The sequence below is a fragment of the Streptomyces sp. NPDC001728 genome (assembly GCF_040297565.1).
Taxonomy (GTDB): domain Bacteria; phylum Actinomycetota; class Actinomycetes; order Streptomycetales; family Streptomycetaceae; genus Streptomyces.
Window position 1 is genome coordinate 57,729 of the sequence record NZ_JBEOZK010000005.1, and the last position, 18,592, is coordinate 76,320.

16 protein-coding genes and 3 pseudogenes are annotated in these 18,592 nt (G+C 72.8%); 11 read left to right on the plus strand and 8 right to left on the minus strand.

Features of this window, described 5'->3' with window-relative positions; all coding sequences use genetic code 11:
• Nucleotides 1-39: 39 nt before the first annotated feature.
• The gene (locus ABT154_RS09950) at nt 40-474 is read right to left on the minus strand and encodes a cell division protein SepF (protein ID WP_317877600.1); all 435 of its coding nucleotides are present in this window, start codon (nt 472-474) and stop codon (nt 40-42) included.
• Between the two features lie 323 nt (nt 475-797).
• On the opposite strand from ABT154_RS09950, the gene ABT154_RS09955 reads away from it, so the two are divergent.
• On the plus strand, nt 798-2,078 hold the full coding sequence (locus ABT154_RS09955; protein ID WP_351855221.1) for a DUF5685 family protein: 1,281 nt from the start codon (nt 798-800) through the stop codon (nt 2,076-2,078).
• Nucleotides 2,079-2,119: 41 nt separating this feature from the next.
• On the opposite strand, the pseudogene ABT154_RS09960 reads toward ABT154_RS09955, so the two are convergent.
• Nucleotides 2,120-2,215, minus strand: a pseudogene (locus tag ABT154_RS09960) (ABC transporter substrate-binding protein); the annotation flags it as partial.
• Between the two features lie 4 nt (nt 2,216-2,219).
• Here ABT154_RS09960 and ABT154_RS09965 point away from each other — a divergent pair.
• The 4 genes and pseudogenes from ABT154_RS09965 to ABT154_RS09980 form a co-directional block, all read left to right on the plus strand.
• Nucleotides 2,220-2,624 (plus strand): annotated as a pseudogene (locus tag ABT154_RS09965) (F420-dependent methylene-tetrahydromethanopterin reductase); the annotation flags it as partial.
• Between the two features lie 5 nt (nt 2,625-2,629).
• The gene (locus tag ABT154_RS09970; protein ID WP_351855223.1) at nt 2,630-3,418 is read left to right on the plus strand and encodes a DUF1684 domain-containing protein; all 789 of its coding nucleotides are present in this window, start codon (nt 2,630-2,632) and stop codon (nt 3,416-3,418) included.
• A 202-nt stretch (nt 3,419-3,620) separates the two neighbouring features.
• Nucleotides 3,621-4,502, plus strand: a complete 882-nt coding sequence (locus ABT154_RS09975) for a S1 family peptidase (protein WP_317877869.1) — start codon at nt 3,621-3,623, stop codon at nt 4,500-4,502.
• Between the two features lie 10 nt (nt 4,503-4,512).
• A pseudogene (locus ABT154_RS09980) lies at nt 4,513-4,824 on the plus strand (bifunctional acetaldehyde-CoA/alcohol dehydrogenase); the annotation flags it as partial.
• A 121-nt stretch (nt 4,825-4,945) separates the two neighbouring features.
• On the opposite strand, the gene ABT154_RS09985 reads toward ABT154_RS09980, so the two are convergent.
• The gene (locus tag ABT154_RS09985) at nt 4,946-5,986 is read right to left on the minus strand and encodes a DUF3533 domain-containing protein (RefSeq protein WP_351855226.1); all 1,041 of its coding nucleotides are present in this window, start codon (nt 5,984-5,986) and stop codon (nt 4,946-4,948) included.
• Between the two features lie 149 nt (nt 5,987-6,135).
• On the opposite strand from ABT154_RS09985, the gene ABT154_RS09990 reads away from it, so the two are divergent.
• Entirely contained in the window at nt 6,136-9,654 is a 3,519-nt protein-coding gene (locus ABT154_RS09990; protein WP_351855228.1) for a DNA polymerase III subunit alpha, read from the plus strand.
• A gap of 27 nt (nt 9,655-9,681) precedes the next feature.
• Here the strand turns inward: ABT154_RS09990 and ABT154_RS09995 are convergent, their stop codons facing one another.
• From ABT154_RS09995 to ABT154_RS10005, 3 genes are all read right to left on the minus strand, one after another.
• Nucleotides 9,682-10,479, minus strand: coding sequence for a hypothetical protein (locus ABT154_RS09995; RefSeq protein ID WP_351855231.1), 798 nt, complete (start codon nt 10,477-10,479; stop codon nt 9,682-9,684).
• 100 nt (nt 10,480-10,579) lie between these two features.
• Nucleotides 10,580-11,137 carry a Clp protease N-terminal domain-containing protein gene (locus ABT154_RS10000; RefSeq protein WP_351855234.1) on the minus strand — a complete coding sequence of 186 codons (558 nt, stop codon included), beginning with the start codon at nt 11,135-11,137 and terminating at the stop codon, nt 10,580-10,582.
• Nucleotides 11,137-11,346 (minus strand): helix-turn-helix domain-containing protein, encoded by a 210-nt coding sequence (locus tag ABT154_RS10005; RefSeq protein ID WP_351855236.1) that lies wholly within the window; start codon nt 11,344-11,346, stop codon nt 11,137-11,139. The genes ABT154_RS10000 and ABT154_RS10005 overlap by 1 nt, the downstream gene beginning before the upstream one ends.
• A gap of 139 nt (nt 11,347-11,485) precedes the next feature.
• Here ABT154_RS10005 and ABT154_RS10010 point away from each other — a divergent pair, with 139 nt between their 5' ends.
• Together ABT154_RS10010 and ABT154_RS10015 are read left to right on the plus strand one after the other, a co-directional pair.
• On the plus strand, nt 11,486-12,472 hold the full coding sequence (locus tag ABT154_RS10010) for a DNA polymerase Y family protein (protein ID WP_351855239.1): 987 nt from the start codon (nt 11,486-11,488) through the stop codon (nt 12,470-12,472).
• 230 nt (nt 12,473-12,702) lie between these two features.
• A complete protein-coding gene (locus ABT154_RS10015; protein WP_351855241.1) occupies nt 12,703-13,590 on the plus strand; it encodes an esterase/lipase family protein in 888 nt (295 codons plus the stop codon).
• On the opposite strand, the gene ABT154_RS10020 is transcribed toward ABT154_RS10015, so the two are convergent.
• Nucleotides 13,587-14,591 carry a lytic polysaccharide monooxygenase auxiliary activity family 9 protein gene (locus tag ABT154_RS10020; protein WP_351855243.1) on the minus strand — a complete coding sequence of 335 codons (1,005 nt, stop codon included), beginning with the start codon at nt 14,589-14,591 and terminating at the stop codon, nt 13,587-13,589. The two genes, ABT154_RS10015 and ABT154_RS10020, sit on opposite strands and share 4 nt — an antisense overlap.
• A 160-nt stretch (nt 14,592-14,751) precedes the next feature.
• On the minus strand, nt 14,752-15,420 hold the full coding sequence (locus ABT154_RS10025) for a response regulator (protein WP_351855246.1): 669 nt from the start codon (nt 15,418-15,420) through the stop codon (nt 14,752-14,754).
• A 135-nt stretch (nt 15,421-15,555) separates the two neighbouring features.
• On the opposite strand from ABT154_RS10025, the gene ABT154_RS10030 reads away from it, so the two are divergent.
• From ABT154_RS10030 to ABT154_RS10040, 3 genes are read left to right on the plus strand one after another with little or no spacing between them, the layout of a single operon-like run.
• Nucleotides 15,556-16,539 carry a Bug family tripartite tricarboxylate transporter substrate binding protein gene (locus ABT154_RS10030; protein ID WP_351855249.1) on the plus strand — a complete coding sequence of 328 codons (984 nt, stop codon included), beginning with the start codon at nt 15,556-15,558 and terminating at the stop codon, nt 16,537-16,539.
• The gene (locus ABT154_RS10035) at nt 16,536-17,042 is read left to right on the plus strand and encodes a tripartite tricarboxylate transporter TctB family protein (RefSeq protein ID WP_351855251.1); all 507 of its coding nucleotides are present in this window, start codon (nt 16,536-16,538) and stop codon (nt 17,040-17,042) included. Before ABT154_RS10030 ends, ABT154_RS10035 begins: the two co-directional genes overlap by 4 nt.
• A gap of 3 nt (nt 17,043-17,045) precedes the next feature.
• The gene (locus ABT154_RS10040) at nt 17,046-18,536 is read left to right on the plus strand and encodes a tripartite tricarboxylate transporter permease (RefSeq protein WP_351855254.1); all 1,491 of its coding nucleotides are present in this window, start codon (nt 17,046-17,048) and stop codon (nt 18,534-18,536) included.
• Nucleotides 18,537-18,592 lie beyond the last annotated feature (56 nt).

Here is an 18,592-nt window from a genome sequence, read left to right on the forward strand (position 1 = left end):
ATCCCTCGGGTGGTGCCCCGGCCGGGCCGGCGGACCCGCTCAGCTCTGGTTGAAGAATCCGTCCTGGCGGCGCCGGCCCGTCTCGCCCGTGACGATCTGGGTGTCGGCCGGGGTGAGCAGGAAGACCCGCGTCGCCACGCGCTCGATGGAACCGCGCAGGCCGAAGGCGAGACCGGCGGCGAAGTCGACCACGCGCTTGGCGTCGTTGCCCTCCATCGCGGTCAGGTTCACGATCACCGGGACGCCGTCCCGGAAGAGCTCGCCGATGCCGCGGGCGTCCCGGAAGCCGTCCGGGGAGACGGTGGCGATCCGGCGGCCCCGATCCTCGGCGGTGTCCGTGGCCACCCGGACCCGGGGGTCCGTCACCCAGGCGTCGCCGCCCTCGGCACCGTCGGCGTACTCGTCGTCGTAGTAACGCTCGTCGTTGTCCTCGACGAGTCCCAGCCAGGCACTGGCCTTGCGCACCGATCCCATGGACGCCTCCTTTCAGCGCGGTCACTTGTGGTTCCGCAATCCCTATCGTCCTTCATGATGCGGATCGCGCGCCAAGCGGATAGTCGGCGCGCAGGGGATTCGTGACGGTACTGGTGCAGAACGTGAGCACCGTTTGCTGGTGATTCGTCAGGAATCTTGCGGTATGCGGGGCCTGAAGGAGGGCCATGCAGATGAAAATATGAAAGGCGTGCCGGAAGGGTGACGATGGGCGCGTACGGGTGAACGAACCCGCTCGCTACGATGCCGCGTGGCCGCCCGCCGGCCATGGAAATCGGCCAGACCCACGACTCACGGGGGAGTCCTTGTTCGGAATCGTCAGACCCTGCACCCATCGGCTCACCGAGGGCCTGAAGGTCGAGTGGATGGCCCACCTCTGCGGCCTCTGCCTGGCACTTCGCGCCGACCACGGGCAGTTCGCCCGCGTCGTCACCAACTACGACGGGCTCATCGTCTCGGTCCTGACGGAGGCTCAGACCGGCACCGTGGCGGGTGGCCGCCGCACCGCGGGCCCCTGTCCGCTGCGCGGCATGCGGACCGCGCCCGTGGCCCAGGGGGAGGGCGCCCGGCTCGCCGCCGCCGTCTCGCTCGTCCTCGCCTCGGCGAAGGTACGGGACCACGTCGCCGACCGGGACGGCCTGTTGGCGCGCCGGCCGGTCGCCGTGGCGGCCCGCCGCGTCGCCCGCTCCTGGGACCGGGCCGGCGCCAGGACCGGCCGCGCCCTCGGCTTCGACACCGCCGTCCTCGTCGACGCCGTCGACCGCCAGACCGGTATCGAGACCCTCGCGGGACTCGGTACCCCCCTGCTCACCGTCACCGAGCCGACCGAGACGGCGACCGCGGCCGCCTTCGCGCACACCGCCGTCCTCGCCGGCCGCCCCGGGAACGCGGCGCCGCTCGCCGAGGCCGGCCGGCTCTTCGGCCGGCTCGCCCACCTGCTGGACGCCGTCGAGGACCAGAACGCCGACGCGGCCGCCGGCGCCTGGAACCCGCTCACCGCGACCGGCACCTCCCGCGAGGAGGCCCGCCGGCTCGCCGACGACGCCCTGCACGGCATACGCCTCGCCCTGAAGGACGCCGAGTTCACCGACGGCAAGCTGGTCCACGTCCTGCTGGCCCATGAACTGCGCACCTCGGTCGACCGCGCCTTCGGCACGACCAGTTGCTCGCACGGAGCGCCGGGTGCGGGACAGGGACCGGTGCACGCCCATGGGCCGGGCAACCCGTACGCCCCCCAGGGTCCGGGACCCGTCCCCGGCAACCCGTACGCCCCCGGCCCCGGAGGGCCCGGCGGCCCGGGCGGTCCCTGGGCTCCCGGTCCCGGCGGACCCGGGGGCGGCGGCCCGCTCCCGCCCGGACCGCCGAACCGGCGCGGGCTGATCGCGGGATGCGCCCTCTGGGTCGGCATGGCCTGCACCTGCCAGATGTGCTGCGGCACCTTCGAGGACCCCTGGAACCGTCAGCGGCGCGAGGGTCTCTGCCAGCAGTGCGACTGCTGCGACTGCTGTGACTGCTGCAGCAACTGCTCCTCCTGCTGCGAGGGGGACGGCTGCTGCGGGGGCTGTGACTGCGGCTGCGACTGCTGACGCCCCCGTCGGAGTTCCGCCGGCCGGAGCGCCCGCCGCTACTGGGTCACCGCGTACCGCACGCCGTTGATGGGGTTCATCACGACATCGCTGCGGCCCTGCTGGAGCGACATCCAGATCGCCCCGGTCTCGCTGTACCCGTCCGGCCACGACCCCGACGGACCGCTCCCGGAGATCGACCCCGACCCCGAATCGGCGCTGGTTCAGGGCCGGGTGCGGGTCGCCGACCCGGTGGCGGCGGCCCGGAGGTGGCGGGCGCTCTCCGAGGCCAAGGGACTGTCGATCCGTCAGACCGTCATCGAGTCCTCCAGCCGCCAGTCCTTCGCCGGCAGCCCGGCGACGGTGGCGGCGGCCCTGGAGGAGTTCGTCGCCGAGGACGCCGCCGACGGCTTCATCCTGGTCCCGCACCTGACCCCGGGCGGCCTCGACGGCTTCGTCGACCGGGTCGTCCCGCTGCTCCAGGGGCGCGGGGTCTTCCGTACGGAGTGCTCGGGCACGACGCTGCGGTCGCACCTCGGGCTTCCCGGGACCGTATGGAAGGGTTGAGCACCATGAGTACGGATCACCGGCAGGACTGGCAGCACTGGCACGAGCAGCGGGAGGCCTCGGTCTCCTCCTCGTACGGCCCGCTCTCCCTCACGGGCACCCACTGGCTCTCGGACTACCCGGAGGGGCGAATTCCGGCCGTTCCGGGGGAGTGGCGGGAGGACGGTGACGAGGTGCTCCTCAGCGCCCGTGCCGAGGACGGGGTCACCGTCGACGGCAAGCCCCTCGCCGGCACGGTCAGGCTCGGCGCCGACCACGGCCCGATCCACGGGTCCCGGGTCGAGTCGGCGGGCCGACGGCTCGTGGTGCTGCGGCGGGAAGGGCACTGGGCGGTAAGGGACTTCGACCCCGGCTCCCAGGCCCGCGCCGCCTTCCGGGGCATCGAGGCCACCCCGTACGACGAGCGCTGGGTGGTGCCCGGCGTCTACCGCCCGTACGGGGAGACCCGCAGCGTGCGGGTGGAGAACGCCGACGGCGTCGAGCGCGGCCTCGGGCTGGACGGAGAGCTGGTCTTCGAACTGCACGGCGGCGAGCGCACCCTCCAGGTGGCGGTCGAGGAGGACGGCTCGCTGTGGGCCGTCTTCGCGGACGCCACCAGCGGCCGGGACAGCTACCGCTTCCGGTTCCTGCGCCCGGCGGCCCCGGCGGCGGACGGCTCGGTGACGGTGGACCTCAACCGCGCGCTGCTGCCCCCGTGCGCCTTCGCGGACCACTTCATCTGTCCCTTCCCGCCCCCGGGGAACACCCTCGACACCGCGGTGGCGGCGGGGGAGCGGCTGCCGGTCCGGAGCTGACCCGCTGCCTCGTGTCATCACCTTCTCAACGCCTTTGTGGTGCTGGGTAGTTGAGGGCTGTACGGCCGAAAGACGCCCTTGCGGCGTGAAGTCGTACGGCCCGACACTCCCCCACAGCGCCGGCCCCCGGGCCGCGCCTCACGGGCCCGGCACCCCACGGCGGGCCCCCGATTCCCCTCGGGAGGAACGAGAAGTGAGGACCATGCGCACCACCCCCACGAGAACGATCCGGCTGCTCGCCGTCACCGCAGGACTCGCCGCCGCCGCGGCGCTCGCCGTCCCCACCGCGAACGCCGACTCCGCGCAGACGTTCAGCGCCACCCAGCTCTCCGCGGCGGGCGACGCCGTACTCGCCGCGGACGTGGCCGGCACCGCCTGGCGGGTCGACACCGCCACCGGCGCGGTGGTCGTCACCGCGGACTCCACCGTCTCCCCGGCCGAGATCGCGAAGATCAAGCGGCAGGCCGGTGCCAACGCCGGCGCCCTGCGCATCGAGCGCACCCCCGGCACCTTCAACAAGCTGATCTCCGGCGGCGACGCGATCTACACGAGCGGCTGGCGCTGCTCGCTCGGCTTCAACGTCAAGGACAGCGCGGGGAACTACTACTTCCTCACCGCCGGCCACTGCACCGACGGCGCCGGCACCTGGTACTCCGACTCGGGCCGCGCCACCGTGCTCGGCTCCACGGCCGGGTCGAGCTTCCCGACCAACGACTACGGCATCGTGCGCTACACCAACAGCTCGGTGACCAAGTCCGGCACGGTCGGCAGCGTCGACATCACCAGCGCCGCCAACGCCACCGTCGGTATGTCCGTCACCCGTCGCGGCTCCACGACCGGCATCCACAGCGGCTCCGTGACCGGCCTGAACGCCACCGTGAACTACGGCGGCGGCGACATCGTCTACGGCATGATCCAGACCAACGTCTGCGCCGAGCCCGGCGACTCCGGCGGCCCGCTCTACTCGGGCAGCCGCGCCATCGGCCTCACCTCCGGCGGCAGCGGCAACTGCTCCTCGGGCGGGACGACCTTCTTCCAGCCCGTGACGGAGGCGCTGAGCGCGTACGGGGTCAGCGTGTACTAGAGCCCATCAGGCCGGAAGTCCTCTTGTGAATGCATTCACAAGAGGACTTCCGGCCCCTCACTCCCTCGGCAACACCTTCCGTGTCGCCCACGGCCGCACCAACGCGCTGCTGCTCCCGCACGTGATCCGCCGCAACGGCACCGTCACCCACAAGGCCGTGCCGTGGCCGAAGGCCGAGGTCTACCGGGCCCCGGAGCGCTTCCAGGAGATCGCGCGGATGCCGGGCCTGCCGGCCGGGACCCCGGAGGAGGGAGTGGAGTCCTACGCCCGGGCGGTCGAGGAACTGCGCGCCCGGTGCGGCATCCCCGCCTCCTTCAGGAGCTTCCTGGGCCCCTGTGGCCTCCGGTTCTCACGTACCTCGAAGTCCATCGCGTCCCCCTGCATCAGGGTGTTGCAACGACCTCTTGAACCGAAGCGTGGCGGGGGGCCTCTCGTCGTACGTCTCAGGCCTTGGTCTCGCCCAGCTCCGAGGCGATCGGCTCCGTCTCCGGCCTCCGCTTCAGCGAGGACATCACCAGGGTGATCACCGAGCCGACGACCGCCCAGGCCGAGAGCACCAGCATCGAGGAGGTCATGTCGTTGCCCTTGAAGTACGCGATCGAGCGCGCCGCCCAGGTGCCCGCGCCCGGTGGCAGGGCGGGGCCGATCGCCTTCCAGAACGGGGGCAGCATCGGCAGCGGGAAGGCGCCGCCCGCGCTGGGGTTGCCGGCGATCACGATCAGCAGGATCGCCAGGCCGATGCCGACGACCCCGAAGACCGACTGGAGGGCGAGGGTGGCGGCGCCGACGGCGAAGACCACCAGGGTGCCCAGGCCCCACAGGGCCGCGATGCTGCCGGGCAGTGCGCCCAGGATCGGGCCGACGATGATCGCGCCGCCGAGGCCGCCGAGCGCCGCGTAGAGCGCGAGCACGCCGAGCCGGATGATCGCCCGCTCCCGGTTGGCCGGCCGCGAACCGGCGCTGATCGCCAGGATCGCCGCGCAGATGTAGCCGCCGACGCACCAGCCGATGACCAGGTAGAAGGCGGAGAGCCCGTTGAAGTCCTGGGAGGAGGACGGGGCCACGTCGACGGTCCGGACGAGGCGCTGGTTGGCCGCCTCCAGCTTCGTGACGATCGCCTGCAGGGTCGAGGAGAGCACCTTGCCGCCGCCGGAGGCGACGAGCAGGGTGTCGGTGCGGCTCCGGGGGTCGACGATCAGGGCCCCGTCGATCTCCCGGTTCATGATCTGGTCGCGCGCCTCTGCCTCGTCCGCGACCACATGCGGGTCGAAGGGGTCGCCGGGCAGCTTCTCCAGCCGGTCGTTCAGGGTGGTGGCGATCTGCTGCTGAGGGGCGACCACGCCGAAGGGGACGTCCACGGGTTTCGGATTGTGCAGGGCCCCGACGTACGAGGTGATGAACAGGAGCTGGAGGGCGAAGACGCCGACGACGAGCAGGGCGGCTCGTGGGGTGACGGCGCTTTTCAGTTCATCGACGAAGCTCATGCCCCCCAGGCTCGGGGGAGTGCGGTGTTTCCGCAGGTGGGAAGGGCCCGAACGGGTTATCGTACGAACGTTCGAAAGTAGGCTACGCTGGGTTCAGGGGGGTGGGAACATGTGTACGAATTCGATGTGAGAGTGCGGTGAGGCGAGTCATGCCGGGATTCACGCACCTGCACACCGCGTCGGGCTACTCCCTGCGCTACGGCGCCTCCCACCCCGAACGGCTGGCCGCCCGCGCCGCCGCCCGCGGCCTGGACGCGCTCGCCCTGACCGACCGCGACACCCTCGCGGGCACGATCCGCTTCGCGAAGGCCTGCGAGAAGGAGGGCGTCCGCCCCCTGTTCGGCGTCGACCTGGCGTACGAACCGGCGGCGCGGGGCCCGGCCGACGGCCCGCAGGACGTGCGCCGGGCGCCCGTCCGGGGCGGCGCGTTCATCGACGAGTCCGCACCCCGGGCCGTCTTCCTCGCTCGCTCCCGCACCGGCTGGGCCTCCCTCTGCGCGATGGTCACCGCCGCCCACGCCGGGGGAGGGGACCGCCCCCTGCTGTCCTGGTCCGCCCTCCACGACGACGTGTTCGTGCTGCTCGGCCCCGCCTCCGACATCGGCCGCGCCCTCGCCGCCGGACGCCCCGACCGGGCCGCCCGGCTGCTCGCCCCCTGGCGCGAGCGGTACGGCGACGCCCTGCGCCTCATGGCCGTCGACCACGGCCGCACCGGCACCGGGCCCGGCTCCCTGCGGCTCGCCGCCCGTACCGTCGGTTTCGCCGCCGAACAGGGCGTCCGGCCCGTCCTCGGCAACGCCGTCCGCTACGCCGACCCCGGCCAGGGCCCGGTGGCCGACGTCCTCGACTCGGCCCGCCGGCTCGTCCCCATCGACCCCCGCAAGGAACTCGACAGCGGCGAGGCCTGGCTCAAAGGGCTCGAAGGCACCGGAGGATCCGAGGGCTCCAAGGGCGCCGAGGGCGCCGACGGCATGCGGGCCGCCGCCGAGCGGACCGTCGAGGCCGCCGGCTTCCGCCGGGACACCGCCCACCGGCTTCTCGAACAGACCGAAGCGGTCGCCGCCGCCTGCCTGGTCGACCCCGAGGACGACCTCGGCATCGGCTCCGCGCACTTCCCCGAAGCGCGCCTCGTCGGCGCCGGGCACCGCACCGCACAGCGCGTCCTCGCCTCCCGGGCCGCCGCCGGCATGGTCCTGAAGGGGTACGAGAAGCGGGGCGCCTACTGGGACCGGATGCATCGTGAGCTGGACATCATCGCCCACCACCAGTTCGCCACCTACTTCCTGACGGTCGCCCAGGTCGTCGACGACGTACGGGGCATGGGCATCCGGGTAGCCGCCCGCGGCTCCGGCGCCGGCTCCCTCGTCAACCACCTCCTCGGCATCGCGCACGCCGACCCGGTCGAGCACGGCCTGCTGATGGAACGCTTCCTCTCCAAGCGCCGCACCGCCCTGCCCGACATCGACATCGACGTGGAGTCCGCCCGCCGTCTGGAGGTCTACCGGGCGATCATCGACCGCTTCGGCACCGCACGCGTCGCCACCGTCGCCATGCCCGAGACCTACCGGGTCCGGCACGCCGTACGGGACGTGGGCGCCGCCCTCTCCATGGACCCCGCCGAGACCGACCGGATCGCCAAGGCCTTCCCGCACATCCGCGCCCGGGACGCGCTCGCCGCCCTCGACGAACTGCCCGAACTGCGCGCACTCGCGGGCGAGAAGCAGAAGTACGGGAAGCTCTGGGAGCTGGTCGAGGCCCTCGACGCGCTGCCCCGGGGCACCGCCATGCACCCCTGCGGGGTCCTGCTCTCGGACGCCTCGCTGCTCACCCGTACCCCCGTCGTCCCCACCAGCGGCGAAGGGTTCCCCATGTCCCAGTTCGACAAGGAGGACGTGGAGGACCTCGGGCTGCTCAAGCTCGATGTCCTCGGGGTGCGGATGCAGTCCGCGATGGCCCACGCCGTCGCCGAGGTCGAGCGGGCCACTGGCACCCGCCCGGACATCGACGCGGTCCCGGAGGGAGACCCCGAGACATACCGCCTCATCCGCTCCACCGAGACCCTCGGCTGCTTCCAGATCGAGTCGCCCGGCCAGCGCGACCTGGTCGGCAGGCTCCAGCCCGCGACCTTCCACGACCTCGTCGTCGACATCTCCCTCTTCCGGCCCGGCCCGGTCGCCGCCGACATGGTCCGCCCCTTCATCGAGGCCCGGCACGGCCGCGCGCCCGTCCGCTTCCCGCACCCCGACCTGGCGGAGACGCTGCGGGAGACGTACGGCGTGGTCGTCTTCCACGAGCAGATCATCGAGATCGTACGGATCATGACCGGCTGCGACCGGGCCGAGGCCGACCAGGTCAGGCGCGGACTCTCGGACGCCGGGTCGCAGGGCCGGATCGAGCTCTGGTTCACCCGGCGGGCCTCGGAGCGCGGTTACGGGGACGAGGTCGTCGCCCGCACCTGGGAGATCGTGGCGGCCTTCGGCTCGTACGGCTTCTGCAAGGCGCACGCGGTGGCCTTCGCCGTACCGACGTACCAGTCGGCCTGGCTCAAGGCCCACCACCCGGCCGCCTTCTACGCCGGGCTGCTCACCCACGACCCCGGCATGTACCCCAAGCGGCTGCTGCTCGCGGACGCGCGCCGGCGCGGGGTGCCGGTGCTGCCGCTCGATGTGAACCGGTCGGCGGTCGCCCACCGTATCGAACTGGTGTCCGAGAAACCCCCGGTGTGGGGACTCCGGCTCGGCCTGACCGACGTCCACGGCATCGGCGAGACCGAGAGCGCCCGTATCGAGGACGGACAGCCCTACACCTCCCTCCTCGACTTCTGGGAACGGGCCCGCCCCCGCACCCCCGTCGCCGAACGGCTCGCCCAGGTCGGCGCGCTCGACGCCTTCGGCGCCAACCGCCGCGACCTCCTCCTCCATCTGACCGAACTCCGGCGCGTCCACCGGGGAGCCGCCTCCCACGGCGGACAGCTCCCGCTCGCCCAGGGCGGGAGGACCGCCCCCGTCGGCCTGCCCGACCTCGACGAGACGGAACGCCTCAGCGCCGAACTCGGCATCCTCGGCATGGACGCCTCCCGCCACCTCATGGACGACCACCACGCCTTCCTCCGCGAACTCGGCGTCGTCTCCGCACAGCGCCTCCGCGAGACCCCCCACGGCCGCACCGTCCTCGTCGCCGGCGCCAAGGCCGCCACCCAGACCCCGCCGATCCGCTCCGGGAAACGGGTCATCTTCACCACCCTCGACGACGGCACCGGCCTGGTCGACCTCGCCTTCTTCGACGACGCCCACGAGCGCTGCGCCCACACCGTCTTCCACTCCTGGCTGCTCCTGGTCAGGGGTGTGGTGCAGCGGCGCGGCCCGCGCAGCGTCAGCGTGGTCGGCGCCGCCGCCTGGAACCTCGCCGACCTCGTCGAGCTACGGGCGTCCGGCGGCCTGGGCGCGGTGGGGGACCTGCTCGCCGAACCGCCGCCCGAGCCCGCTGGATCCGCTTCGGCCGAGTCCGCGTCCGCCGGGGGAAAGGGCGACTCCGGCCGTCGCATCACCCTGTCCACCGGTTACGAGATGAACCCCTGGGCCGACCTGAAGCCGGCCGGCGAAGGGGTCCCCAAGGGGACGCCGGGCGGAAGGAAGCTGTGGCACAGCAGTCCGGGGAGTGCGGGGTGACGTGGAGCGACGCGGGGTGACGCGGGCTCAGAAGGCGAGCACGGGACGGGTGGAGAAGTCCTCGCAGAGGTCCTCGCCGTCCGGGCCGTACACGAACTCGGCCATGAAGGGATTGCGGTTGGCGGTCGCCAGGGGCAGCCACCCCAGCAGGGTGCCGTAGCCGCCGCACACCGACTCGCCGCCGTCCCCGCCGTGGACGGCGGTGGTGTCGCTGGTCAGTTCCGCGCTGTAGGTGTCATGGGCGATGCGCAGGCCGAAGGCGTTCGGCCGGGACTGCGGTCCCTCCGGGTGCTCGTAGGGGCCGAGGTCGAGGGGGCAGTCGTCGCCCCAGCGGAACAGGGTCGTGGAGCCGGCCCCGCAGGCGTGCTCCCACTCGTCCGCGCTCGGCATCCGCAGCCCGCGGGCCGCGAGCGCGGCCGGGATGCCGGCGGGCGGCCCGGTCAGGCTCTCGTCCTCCACGGCCATGAGCACCGTGGCCAGCGTGACGGTCCGGCGCGGGCTGAGGACCTGGGCGAGATGGGCCCGGAGATCGGGACCGAAGCCGAAGCCCTGGTCCAGGCTCTCCGCGTAGTCGGCGGTCTGCTCGGGCGTCGGCCGCCAGGCGTCGGGGTCGAACCCGAGCGTCACCGTGCCGCCGGGTATCAGGGCGAACTCCTGGGCGCTGCGCTCGATCCGGACGCGGTGCAGCGGGGCGTCGAGGTGCTCCACGGTCTCGACGGAGGTCACCCGGCCGCCGACCCACTCCGCGGCCTCGTGGGCGACACGGCGTGCGGACGGCAGGTCGAGGGACCGCCACTGGTCGAGCGTGAGCGCGGAGAGAGACATGCGGAGCAGTCTGGCAGGGGGCGCTGACACCGGCCCCGGACCTCGGGTCCGGGCACCGGCCTCGGCCTCTTCACCGGCCGTCGTCCGGTGCGGCGCGCGGTCAGGCGCGGTGGCCGGACGGCAGTACCGCCGTGTCGACGGACGCGTACGTCACACCGTGGTCGGCCAGGACCTCCGCGACGACCCCGCCGGTGCTGGTGAGCGCCAGGAGGATGTGCTCGTCGCCGATCTCCCGGTCCGCGCGGGCCAGCGCCACCCGGAGGGACTTCTCCAGGACGGTCTTGGCCTCCCGCGAGAAGGGGCGGCGGCCCGACCGCCGTCCGGAGTCCTTCCGGTCACCGGCCAGCGCGCCCGTGCCGTGGGTCTCCTCCACCCGCGCCACGATCGCGCCGACGTCGATGCCGAGGTCGGCCAGGGCCTCCGTGTCCGCCCGGGACAGTCCCGCCCGGCGCCGGGCGTCGGCCAGGTCGGCGACCAGGGACGTGCGGCGGTCCGGCGGGCACAGCGTCCGCAGCGCGTCCGCCGCCCGGGTGTCCTCCCGGTCGAGCAGGGACAGCAGCAGGTGCTCCTGGGTGACGGCCGCCGCCCCGCCCCGCTCCGCGTGCTCGACCGCCCCCTTCACCACGGCGCGTGCGGCCTTCGTGAACCGTTCGAACATCACTGCCTCCCGTACTTCTTGTGGACGGCCTGCCGGCTGACTCCCAGCTCGGTCGCGATCTCCTGCCACGACCAGCCCTGGTTGCGCGCGGCGCGTACCTGGACGGCTTCCATCTGTTCCAGCAGACGTCGCAGGGCGGAGACGGCCCGTAGCCCGACCCGGGGGTCGCGGTCGCCGGCCCGTGCGGCGAGATCGGTCGCATCGGTCATGCTGTCAACATACGTTGACAGGCTCCCGACGTCAACCGAAGTTGACGCCGGGCGGGCGTCCGCAATCCATTCGCACAAATATTCGAACATGCCCTAGGGTGGAAGGACGGGCACGAGGAAGGGAAGGCGGGAGGGCGGCATGATTCTCTGCGTACGGTTCCGCCTCGGGCCCACGGCTCCCCTCGCTCCCCCCGGAGGGGAAGAGGCCCTCTTCTCCCCGCTCGTCGACCTGCTCGGCGAGTTCACCCCCGTCGTCGAGGCCGCCCCGCCCCGCGAGGCGCTCGTCGACGTGCGCGGCGCGCTGCGCTACTTCGGTCGGGGCCCGGCCGAGCTGGCCTCCGTGATCAGGGTCAGGGCGCTCGCCCTGTACGGCGTCGACTGCGTGATCGGCGCCGGGCCCAACCCGATGCTGGCCCGGATGGCGGCCGACGAGGCCGGCCCCGGAGTCACCCTGGTCGTCGAGGACCCCGCCGCCTTTCTGCGCGACCGGCCGGTCGTCGCGCTCGACGGCGTCGGCCGCGCCACCGCCCGTACCCTCTGCGGCTACGGACTCGACTCCGTCGGCCGCGTCGCGGACGCCCCGCTCGCCGTGCTCCAGCGGCTCGTCGGCGTGAAGACCGGCCGTGAGCTGTGGGAGCGGGCCCGGGGTGTCGACCGCACCCCCGTCGTCCCCCACGCGGCCTCCCGGTCCGTCGCGGCCGAACGTGCCTTCCCGCGCGACGAGACCGACCGGACGGAACAGCGCCGGGCCCTCCTCTCGCTCGCCGAGGAGCTGGGCGCCCGGCTCCGCGCGGAGGGCCAGGTGTGCCGCGCGCTCGCCGTCACCGTGCGGTACGCGGACAGGACCGCGACCACCCGGAGCCGCACCCTGCCCGAACCCACCGCCCACTCGGCGGCGCTCACCGCCCTCGCGTACGCCGTCCATGACTCCTTCGGGCTCCAGCGGGCCCGGGTGCGGGGCGTCGCCCTGCGCGCGGAGGGCCTGACGGGCACGGAGGGCGCGGCGCACCAGCTGTCCCTGGACCCGGCGGACGAGAAGGCGCGGCGGATCGAGGCGGTGGCGGACCGGGCACGGGCTAAATTCGGCCCCAGGGCCGTCCTGCCGGGCTCGCTGGCGGTGGCCTGAGGGTTGCCTGAGGGCTGCCCGGCGGTCGCCCGGCGCCCTTCGGGGGTGTCGACGGCCTTTCCACCAGGGCGTTGTGACGCCGCATCAGTTTTTACCGACGCGTAACTTCCCAGTCGAGGCTACCCGTGCGTAGCTTGGCTGGAGCGCATCCCCACCGCGCCATCCCCACTTGTGGTCCGGACCGCAGGGCGTACCCCCACCTTCCCCTTGAGCCGCAAGGAGATCGCCCGATGCTGCCCCGGACCCCCTGGAAGCACGCCGTCAGAGCGCTGTCCGTCCTGCTGCTGACCGCCGCCGCCACCCTCGCCCCGACCACCGCCGCCACCGCCGCCACCGCGCAGGCCGACACCGCCACCGCCGGTCGCGGCTGGAACGACTTCTCCTGCAAGCCGTCCGCCGCGCACCCGCGCCCCGTCGTCCTCGTCCACGGCACCTTCGGGAACTCCGTCGACAACTGGCTGGCCCTCGCGCCGTACCTGGTCAACCGGGGCTACTGCGTCTTCTCGCTCGACTACGGCCAGCTGCCTGGCGTGCCGCTCTTCAACGGGCTCGGCCCGATCGCCGCGTCCGCCGGACAGCTCGACACCTATGTCGACCGGGTCCTCGCCGCCACCGGCGCCCCCGAGGCCGACCTCGTCGGACACTCCCAGGGCGGCATGATGCCGCGCTGGTACCTCAAGTTCCTCGGCGGGGCCGAGAAGGTGAACACGCTCGTCGGGATCGCCCCCGACAACCACGGCACCACCCTGCTCGGCCTCACCGAACTGCTCCCGTACTTCCCCGGGGCCGAGGACGTCATCAGCTCCACCACCCCGGGGCTCGCCGACCAGATCGCCGGTTCGGCCTTCATCACGAAGCTCAACGAGGGCGGCGACACCGTGCCGGGGGTCCGCTACCACGTCATCGCGAGCCAGTACGACGAGGTGGTCACCCCGTACCGCTCCCAGTTCCTGACCGGCCCGAACGTCACCAACGTCCTCATCCAGGACAAGTGCGCGCTCGACCTCTCCGAGCACGTGGCGATCGGCACGGTGGACCGGGTCACCTTCCACGAGGTGGCCAACGCCCTCGACCCGGCCCACGCGACCCCGACCACCTGCCTGTCGGTGGTCGGCTAGCCCTGCGTACGGCGGCGGCGGGTGGTCCCGAAGAGCACGGCCGCGCCGACCGCCAGTACGGCGGCGCCACCGACCGCGAGATACGGGGTGGTGGCGTCGCCACCGGTCTCGGCCAGCTCCACACCGGAACCCGAACCGGCTGCGGGCGCGGGCGCGTTGGGCGACGGCGACGCGGGCGCCTCGGAGGACTCCGGGGCGGACTCGGGCGACTCCGGCGCACCCGCGTCGGGGGCGGCGGCCGTCTCCCCGGCACCCGTGGAGGCGTCGCCGTCCCCGTGCCCGCCGTGCTCGACCGAGGACTCGTCCTGGCCGTCCTCGATCTGCTGGTCGCTCGGCGCGGACGCGGTCGGCGCCGGGGCCGTACCCCCGTTGTCCTTCCCGAACACCACGTCGGAGCAGGTGTAGAAGGCCTCGGGGGAGTCGGAGCGCTGCCAGATCGAGTAGATCAGGTGGCGGCCGGACTTCTTCGGCACCGTCCCCCGGAAGACGTAGTCACCGTTCTGCATCCCCGGGTCGGTCACCGTCGCGAACGGCTTCTCCTCCAGGTCCGACCACTTCAGCGGCTTCGACGGGTCGTACCCGTCCTTCGTCACGTACAGCGCGAACGAACCCCGGTGCGGGGCAGTCCCCTTGTACCGGAAGGTGTGCGCCCCGGAGGCCATCGGGCTCGCCGGCCAGTCGGCCCGCGCCAGGTCGAGCCCCCGGTACTTGTCGTTGCCGGCGCTGCACAGCTTGCCGTCCGGGATCAACTGCCGGTGCTGACCGGCCGCGTTGGCGATGTTCACCGCGTTCCAGTCGTAGAACGCCTGGGCGCCACTGGCCGCCACCGCCGCCTTGCAGGCCGCCGACTTCGGCGCCTCGGGCCCCTCCGCGTAACAGGCCGAGACCCGGCTCACGGGATCGGTCATCGACCCATGAGCGAAAGCGGGCACGGAGGCGAGCCCGGAGAGGGCGAGCACACCGGTGGCGACGACGACCGAGGCCGTACGGCGAGAAGTCATGGGGGACAGCTCCTTCACGAGGGTGAGGTGGGGGGTTGCTCAGGAAACTAGCCGCCCGAATCCACGAAATCGCCCGTGAGAAGGGGAAGGTGACGATCCTTAGGGCCGCTTTAAGGTGCAGGAAAGAAGCGGCTGAGGAACGGCGGAACCGGGAGCCCCGTCACCCCACCCGCCGGTACCGACGCTCCGGGCGGCCCGTTCCGCCGTAGCGCAGGGTCACTTCCGCGCGGCCCGTTTCCGTGAAGTACTCCAGGTAGCGGCGGGCGCTCACGCGGGAGAGGGAGCCGGCTTCCGCGCATTCCGTGGCCGAGAGGCCCTCCGGGTGGGCACGGAGGATCGAGTCGACCAGGTCGGCGGTGTGGGCGGCGAGGCCCTTCGGGAGTTCCCGGGAGCCGCGCGGGCGGGTGCCGAAGATCTGGTCGACGTCCTCCTGGCGGGCCTCGCCCAGTTCGTCGAGGCGGCTGCGGAGCGAGGCCACGTGGCGGAGCTGTTCGTGCAGCGCCGCCTGACTGAACGGCTTGATCAGATAGTGCAGCGCCCCCGCCCGCAGCGCCTCCCGGATCGTGCCCACGTCCCGCGCCGCCGTGATGAACAGCGCGTCCGTGGCCAGGCCCGCCGCCCGCAGCTCCCGCAGCACCCGGATGCCGTCCATGTCCGGCAGGAAGACGTCGAGCAGCACCAGGTCGGGCCGCAGCCGCTCGGCCGCCCGCAGCGCCTCGGCGCCGCTGTGCGCGACCCCGGACACCGTGAAGCCCGCCACCGCCGACACATAGCGGCAGTGCAGCCTGGCGACCATGAAGTCGTCGTCCACCACCAGCACGTTCGTCACGCCGACCCACGCTAGGTCCCGACCACAACGACCACAACGTCCGTTGGTTGCGGAAGAGAGACAGCTTCTTAACGCGCGGGCAACATGTGGGCCACCTCACACCCCCCGTTCCCTACTGCCTGAGAGGCGGCACACGTGCGGTCGCGCACCCCCTTCGCCCTCCTCGGGGCCGCTCTGCTCGTCCTGGTGGGTCCTCCGCTGCTCAGTACCGGCAGCGGCTCCGACTCCGGTACGCAGATACCCGGCCTGCGCTTCATGGTCCCCAACACCCCCGGCGGCGGCTACGACATCACCGCCCGCACCGCCGCCAAGAACGCCGAGGAGGCGGGCCTCACCGGAGACATCGAGGTCTTCAACCTGCCCGGCGCGGGCGGCACCGTCGGCCTCACCCGGCTCGTCGGCGAACGGGGCAACGGCCGTCTCGCCATGTCCATGGGCCTCGGCGTCGTCGGCGCCGTCCACACCAACGAGACCCCCAGGACCCTCGCCGACACCACCCCGATCGCCCGGCTCACCGAGGAGCAGGACATCGTCGTGGTCGGCAAGGACTCCCCGTACAAGACGATCCACGACCTGCTCGGGGCCTGGAAGGAGGACCCCGGCAAGCTGCCCGTCGGCGGCGGCTCCTCGCCCGGCGGCCCCGACCACCTCGCCCCGATGCTGATGGCGCAGGCCGCCGGCATCGCCCCGAAGGACGTCAACTACGTCCCCTTCGACGGCGGTGGCGAACTCCTCGCCTCCATCCTCGGCAACAAGGTCGGCTTCGGCGTCTCCGGCGTCGGCGAGTACCTCGACCAGATCAAGGCCGGCGAACTGCGCCTCCTCGCCGTCACCGGCCCGAAGCGCGTCCCCGGCCTCGACGCCCCCACTCTCCGCGAGGCCGGCCTCGACACCGAGTTCACCAACTGGCGCGGCATCGTCGCCCCGCCCGGCCTCTCCGACGCCGAACGCGACAAGCTCGTGGCGCTGGTGACCGAACTGCACGACTCACCGCAGTGGCGCGAGTCGCTGAAGACCCACGGCTGGAACGACGCCTTCCTGCCGGGCGAGGAGTTCGGCACCTTCCTCACCGAGCAGGACCGCCGCGTCGGTTCCGTCCTCAAGGAGCTCGGCCTGTGAAACCGACCCTGCCCTCCTGGCTCCGCGGCCGTTCCGAACTCGGCGTCGGTGTGCTGCTGTTCGCCCTCGGCGTCCTCGTCCTCACCGACGCGCTCACCCTCGACACCGACCTCACAGGCCGCGGCCCCGTCGGCCCCGCCACCGTCCCCCTCGTCGTCGGCTGCGGCCTGCTCGTCGTCGCCGTCCTCCTCTCCGTCGACGTCCTGCGCGGCGGACGCGGCGAGGCCGAGGCGGGCGAGGACGTCGACCTGGCGGAGCCCGCCGACTGGCGCACCGTCCTCCTCCTCGCCGGAGTCTTCCTCGCCTTCGCCGTCCTCATCGGACCCGTCGGCTTCCCCGTCGCCGGCGCCCTGCTCTTCTGGGGTTCGGCCTACGCCCTCGGCAGCCGCCACTTCCACCGCGACCCGCTGATCGCGGCCTGCCTCTCGCTCCTCACCTACGTCGTCTTCGACATGCTGCTCGGCGTCCCGCTGCCCGGCGGTCCGCTGATGGGAGTGATCTGACCCATGGATTCCCTGAACTCCCTCATCGACGGCTTCGGGACCGCCCTCACCCCGATGAACCTGCTGTGGGCGGCCATCGGCGTACTCCTCGGCACCGCCATCGGCGTCCTGCCCGGCATCGGCCCCGCGATGGCCGTGGCCCTGCTGCTCCCGGTCACCTACGGGCTCGAACCGACCGGCGCGTTCATCATGTTCGCCGGCATCTACTACGGGGCCATGTTCGGCGGCTCCACCACCTCCATCCTCCTCAACACCCCGGGGGAGAGCGCGGCCGTCGTCGCCGCCATCGAGGGCAACCCCATGGCCAAGGCGGGCCGCGGCGCGCAGGCGCTCGCCGCCGCCGCCGTCGGGCACTTCGCCGGCGGCATGATCGGCACGATCCTGCTCGTCGTCCTCGCCCCCACGGTCGCCGCGCTCGCCGTCGACATCGGCGCCCCCGACTACCTGGCCCTGATGGTCCTCGCCTTCATCGCGGTGACCTCGGTCCTCGGCTCCTCCCGCATCCGGGGCCTCGCCTCGCTGCTCATCGGCCTCACCATCGGCCTGGTCGGCCTGGACCAGATGACCGGGCAGCAGCGCCTCACCTTCGGTTCGCTCCAGCTCGCCGACGGCGTCGACGTCGTCATCGTCGCGGTCGGTCTCTTCGCCATCGGCGAGGCCCTCTGGGTCGCCGCGCACCTGCGCCGCTCGACCGGCGAGGCCATCCCGGTCGGCCGCCCCTGGCTGGGCAGGGGCGATGTGAGGCGCACCTGGAAGTCCTGGCTGCGCGGCCCCCTCATCGGTTTCCCGTTCGGCGCGATCCCGGCCGGCGGCGCGGAGATCCCGACGTTCCTCTCGTACGTGACGGAGAAGCGCCTCTCCAAGCACAAGGAGGAGTTCGGCAAGGGTGCCATCGAGGGCGTGGCGGGTCCGGAGTCGGCGGCCTCGGCCTCGGCGGCCGGGACGCTCGTCTCCATGCTGACCCTGGGACTTCCGACGACGGCGGTCGCCGCCGTGATGCTTGCCGCGTTCCAGCAGTACGGCATCCAGCCCGGCCCGCTGCTGTTCGAGCGGGAACCCGAGCTGGTGTGGGGGCTCATCGCCTCGCTGTTCGTCGGCATGGTGCTGCTGCTCGCGCTCAACCTGCCGCTCGCGCCCGTCTGGGCCAAGCTGCTGCGCATCCCCCGCCCGTACCTCTACGCCGGCATCCTCTTCTTCGCCGCCGTCGGCGCGTACGCGGTGGGCGGTGAGGCGCTCGACCTGGTCATCCTGCTGGTCATCGGCCTGATCGGGCTCGGGATGCGGAGGTACGGGCTGCCGGTGCTGCCGGCCGTCATCGGGGTCATCCTCGGCCCGGCCGCCGAACAGCAGCTGCGCCGCGCCCTGCAGATCAGCGACGGCTCCCTGGCGGGCCTGGTGAACACGCCGTTCTCGATCACCGTGTACACGGTCGTCGTGCTGCTGCTCGCCTGGCCGCTGCTGAGGAAGGTGACCACGGGCCGCGCCGGGCGGTGACCGTACGGGGGCGGGACGCGGTTGCCGTACGGGGACGGGCCGCGAGGTTGCCGTAC

Excerpts from the sequence above, each read along its gene's own strand:
- ABT154_RS09950 (WP_317877600.1), bottom strand. The coding sequence starts at position 474 with ATGGGATCGGTGCGCAAGGCCAGTGCCTGGCTGGGACTCGTCGAGGAC.
- ABT154_RS09970 (WP_351855223.1), top strand. The coding sequence starts at position 2,630 with ATGAGTACGGATCACCGGCAGGACTGGCAGCACTGGCACGAGCAGCGG.
- ABT154_RS09975 (WP_317877869.1), top strand. The coding sequence starts at position 3,621 with ATGCGCACCACCCCCACGAGAACGATCCGGCTGCTCGCCGTCACCGCA.
- ABT154_RS09985 (WP_351855226.1), bottom strand. The coding sequence starts at position 5,986 with ATGAGCTTCGTCGATGAACTGAAAAGCGCCGTCACCCCACGAGCCGCC.
- ABT154_RS09990 (WP_351855228.1), top strand. The coding sequence starts at position 6,136 with ATGCCGGGATTCACGCACCTGCACACCGCGTCGGGCTACTCCCTGCGC.
- ABT154_RS09995 (WP_351855231.1), bottom strand. The coding sequence starts at position 10,479 with ATGTCTCTCTCCGCGCTCACGCTCGACCAGTGGCGGTCCCTCGACCTG.
- ABT154_RS10000 (WP_351855234.1), bottom strand. The coding sequence starts at position 11,137 with ATGTTCGAACGGTTCACGAAGGCCGCACGCGCCGTGGTGAAGGGGGCG.
- ABT154_RS10005 (WP_351855236.1), bottom strand. The coding sequence starts at position 11,346 with ATGACCGATGCGACCGATCTCGCCGCACGGGCCGGCGACCGCGACCCC.
- ABT154_RS10010 (WP_351855239.1), top strand. The coding sequence starts at position 11,486 with ATGATTCTCTGCGTACGGTTCCGCCTCGGGCCCACGGCTCCCCTCGCT.
- ABT154_RS10015 (WP_351855241.1), top strand. The coding sequence starts at position 12,703 with ATGCTGCCCCGGACCCCCTGGAAGCACGCCGTCAGAGCGCTGTCCGTC.
- ABT154_RS10020 (WP_351855243.1), bottom strand. The coding sequence starts at position 14,591 with ATGACTTCTCGCCGTACGGCCTCGGTCGTCGTCGCCACCGGTGTGCTC.
- ABT154_RS10040 (WP_351855254.1), top strand. The coding sequence starts at position 17,046 with ATGGATTCCCTGAACTCCCTCATCGACGGCTTCGGGACCGCCCTCACC.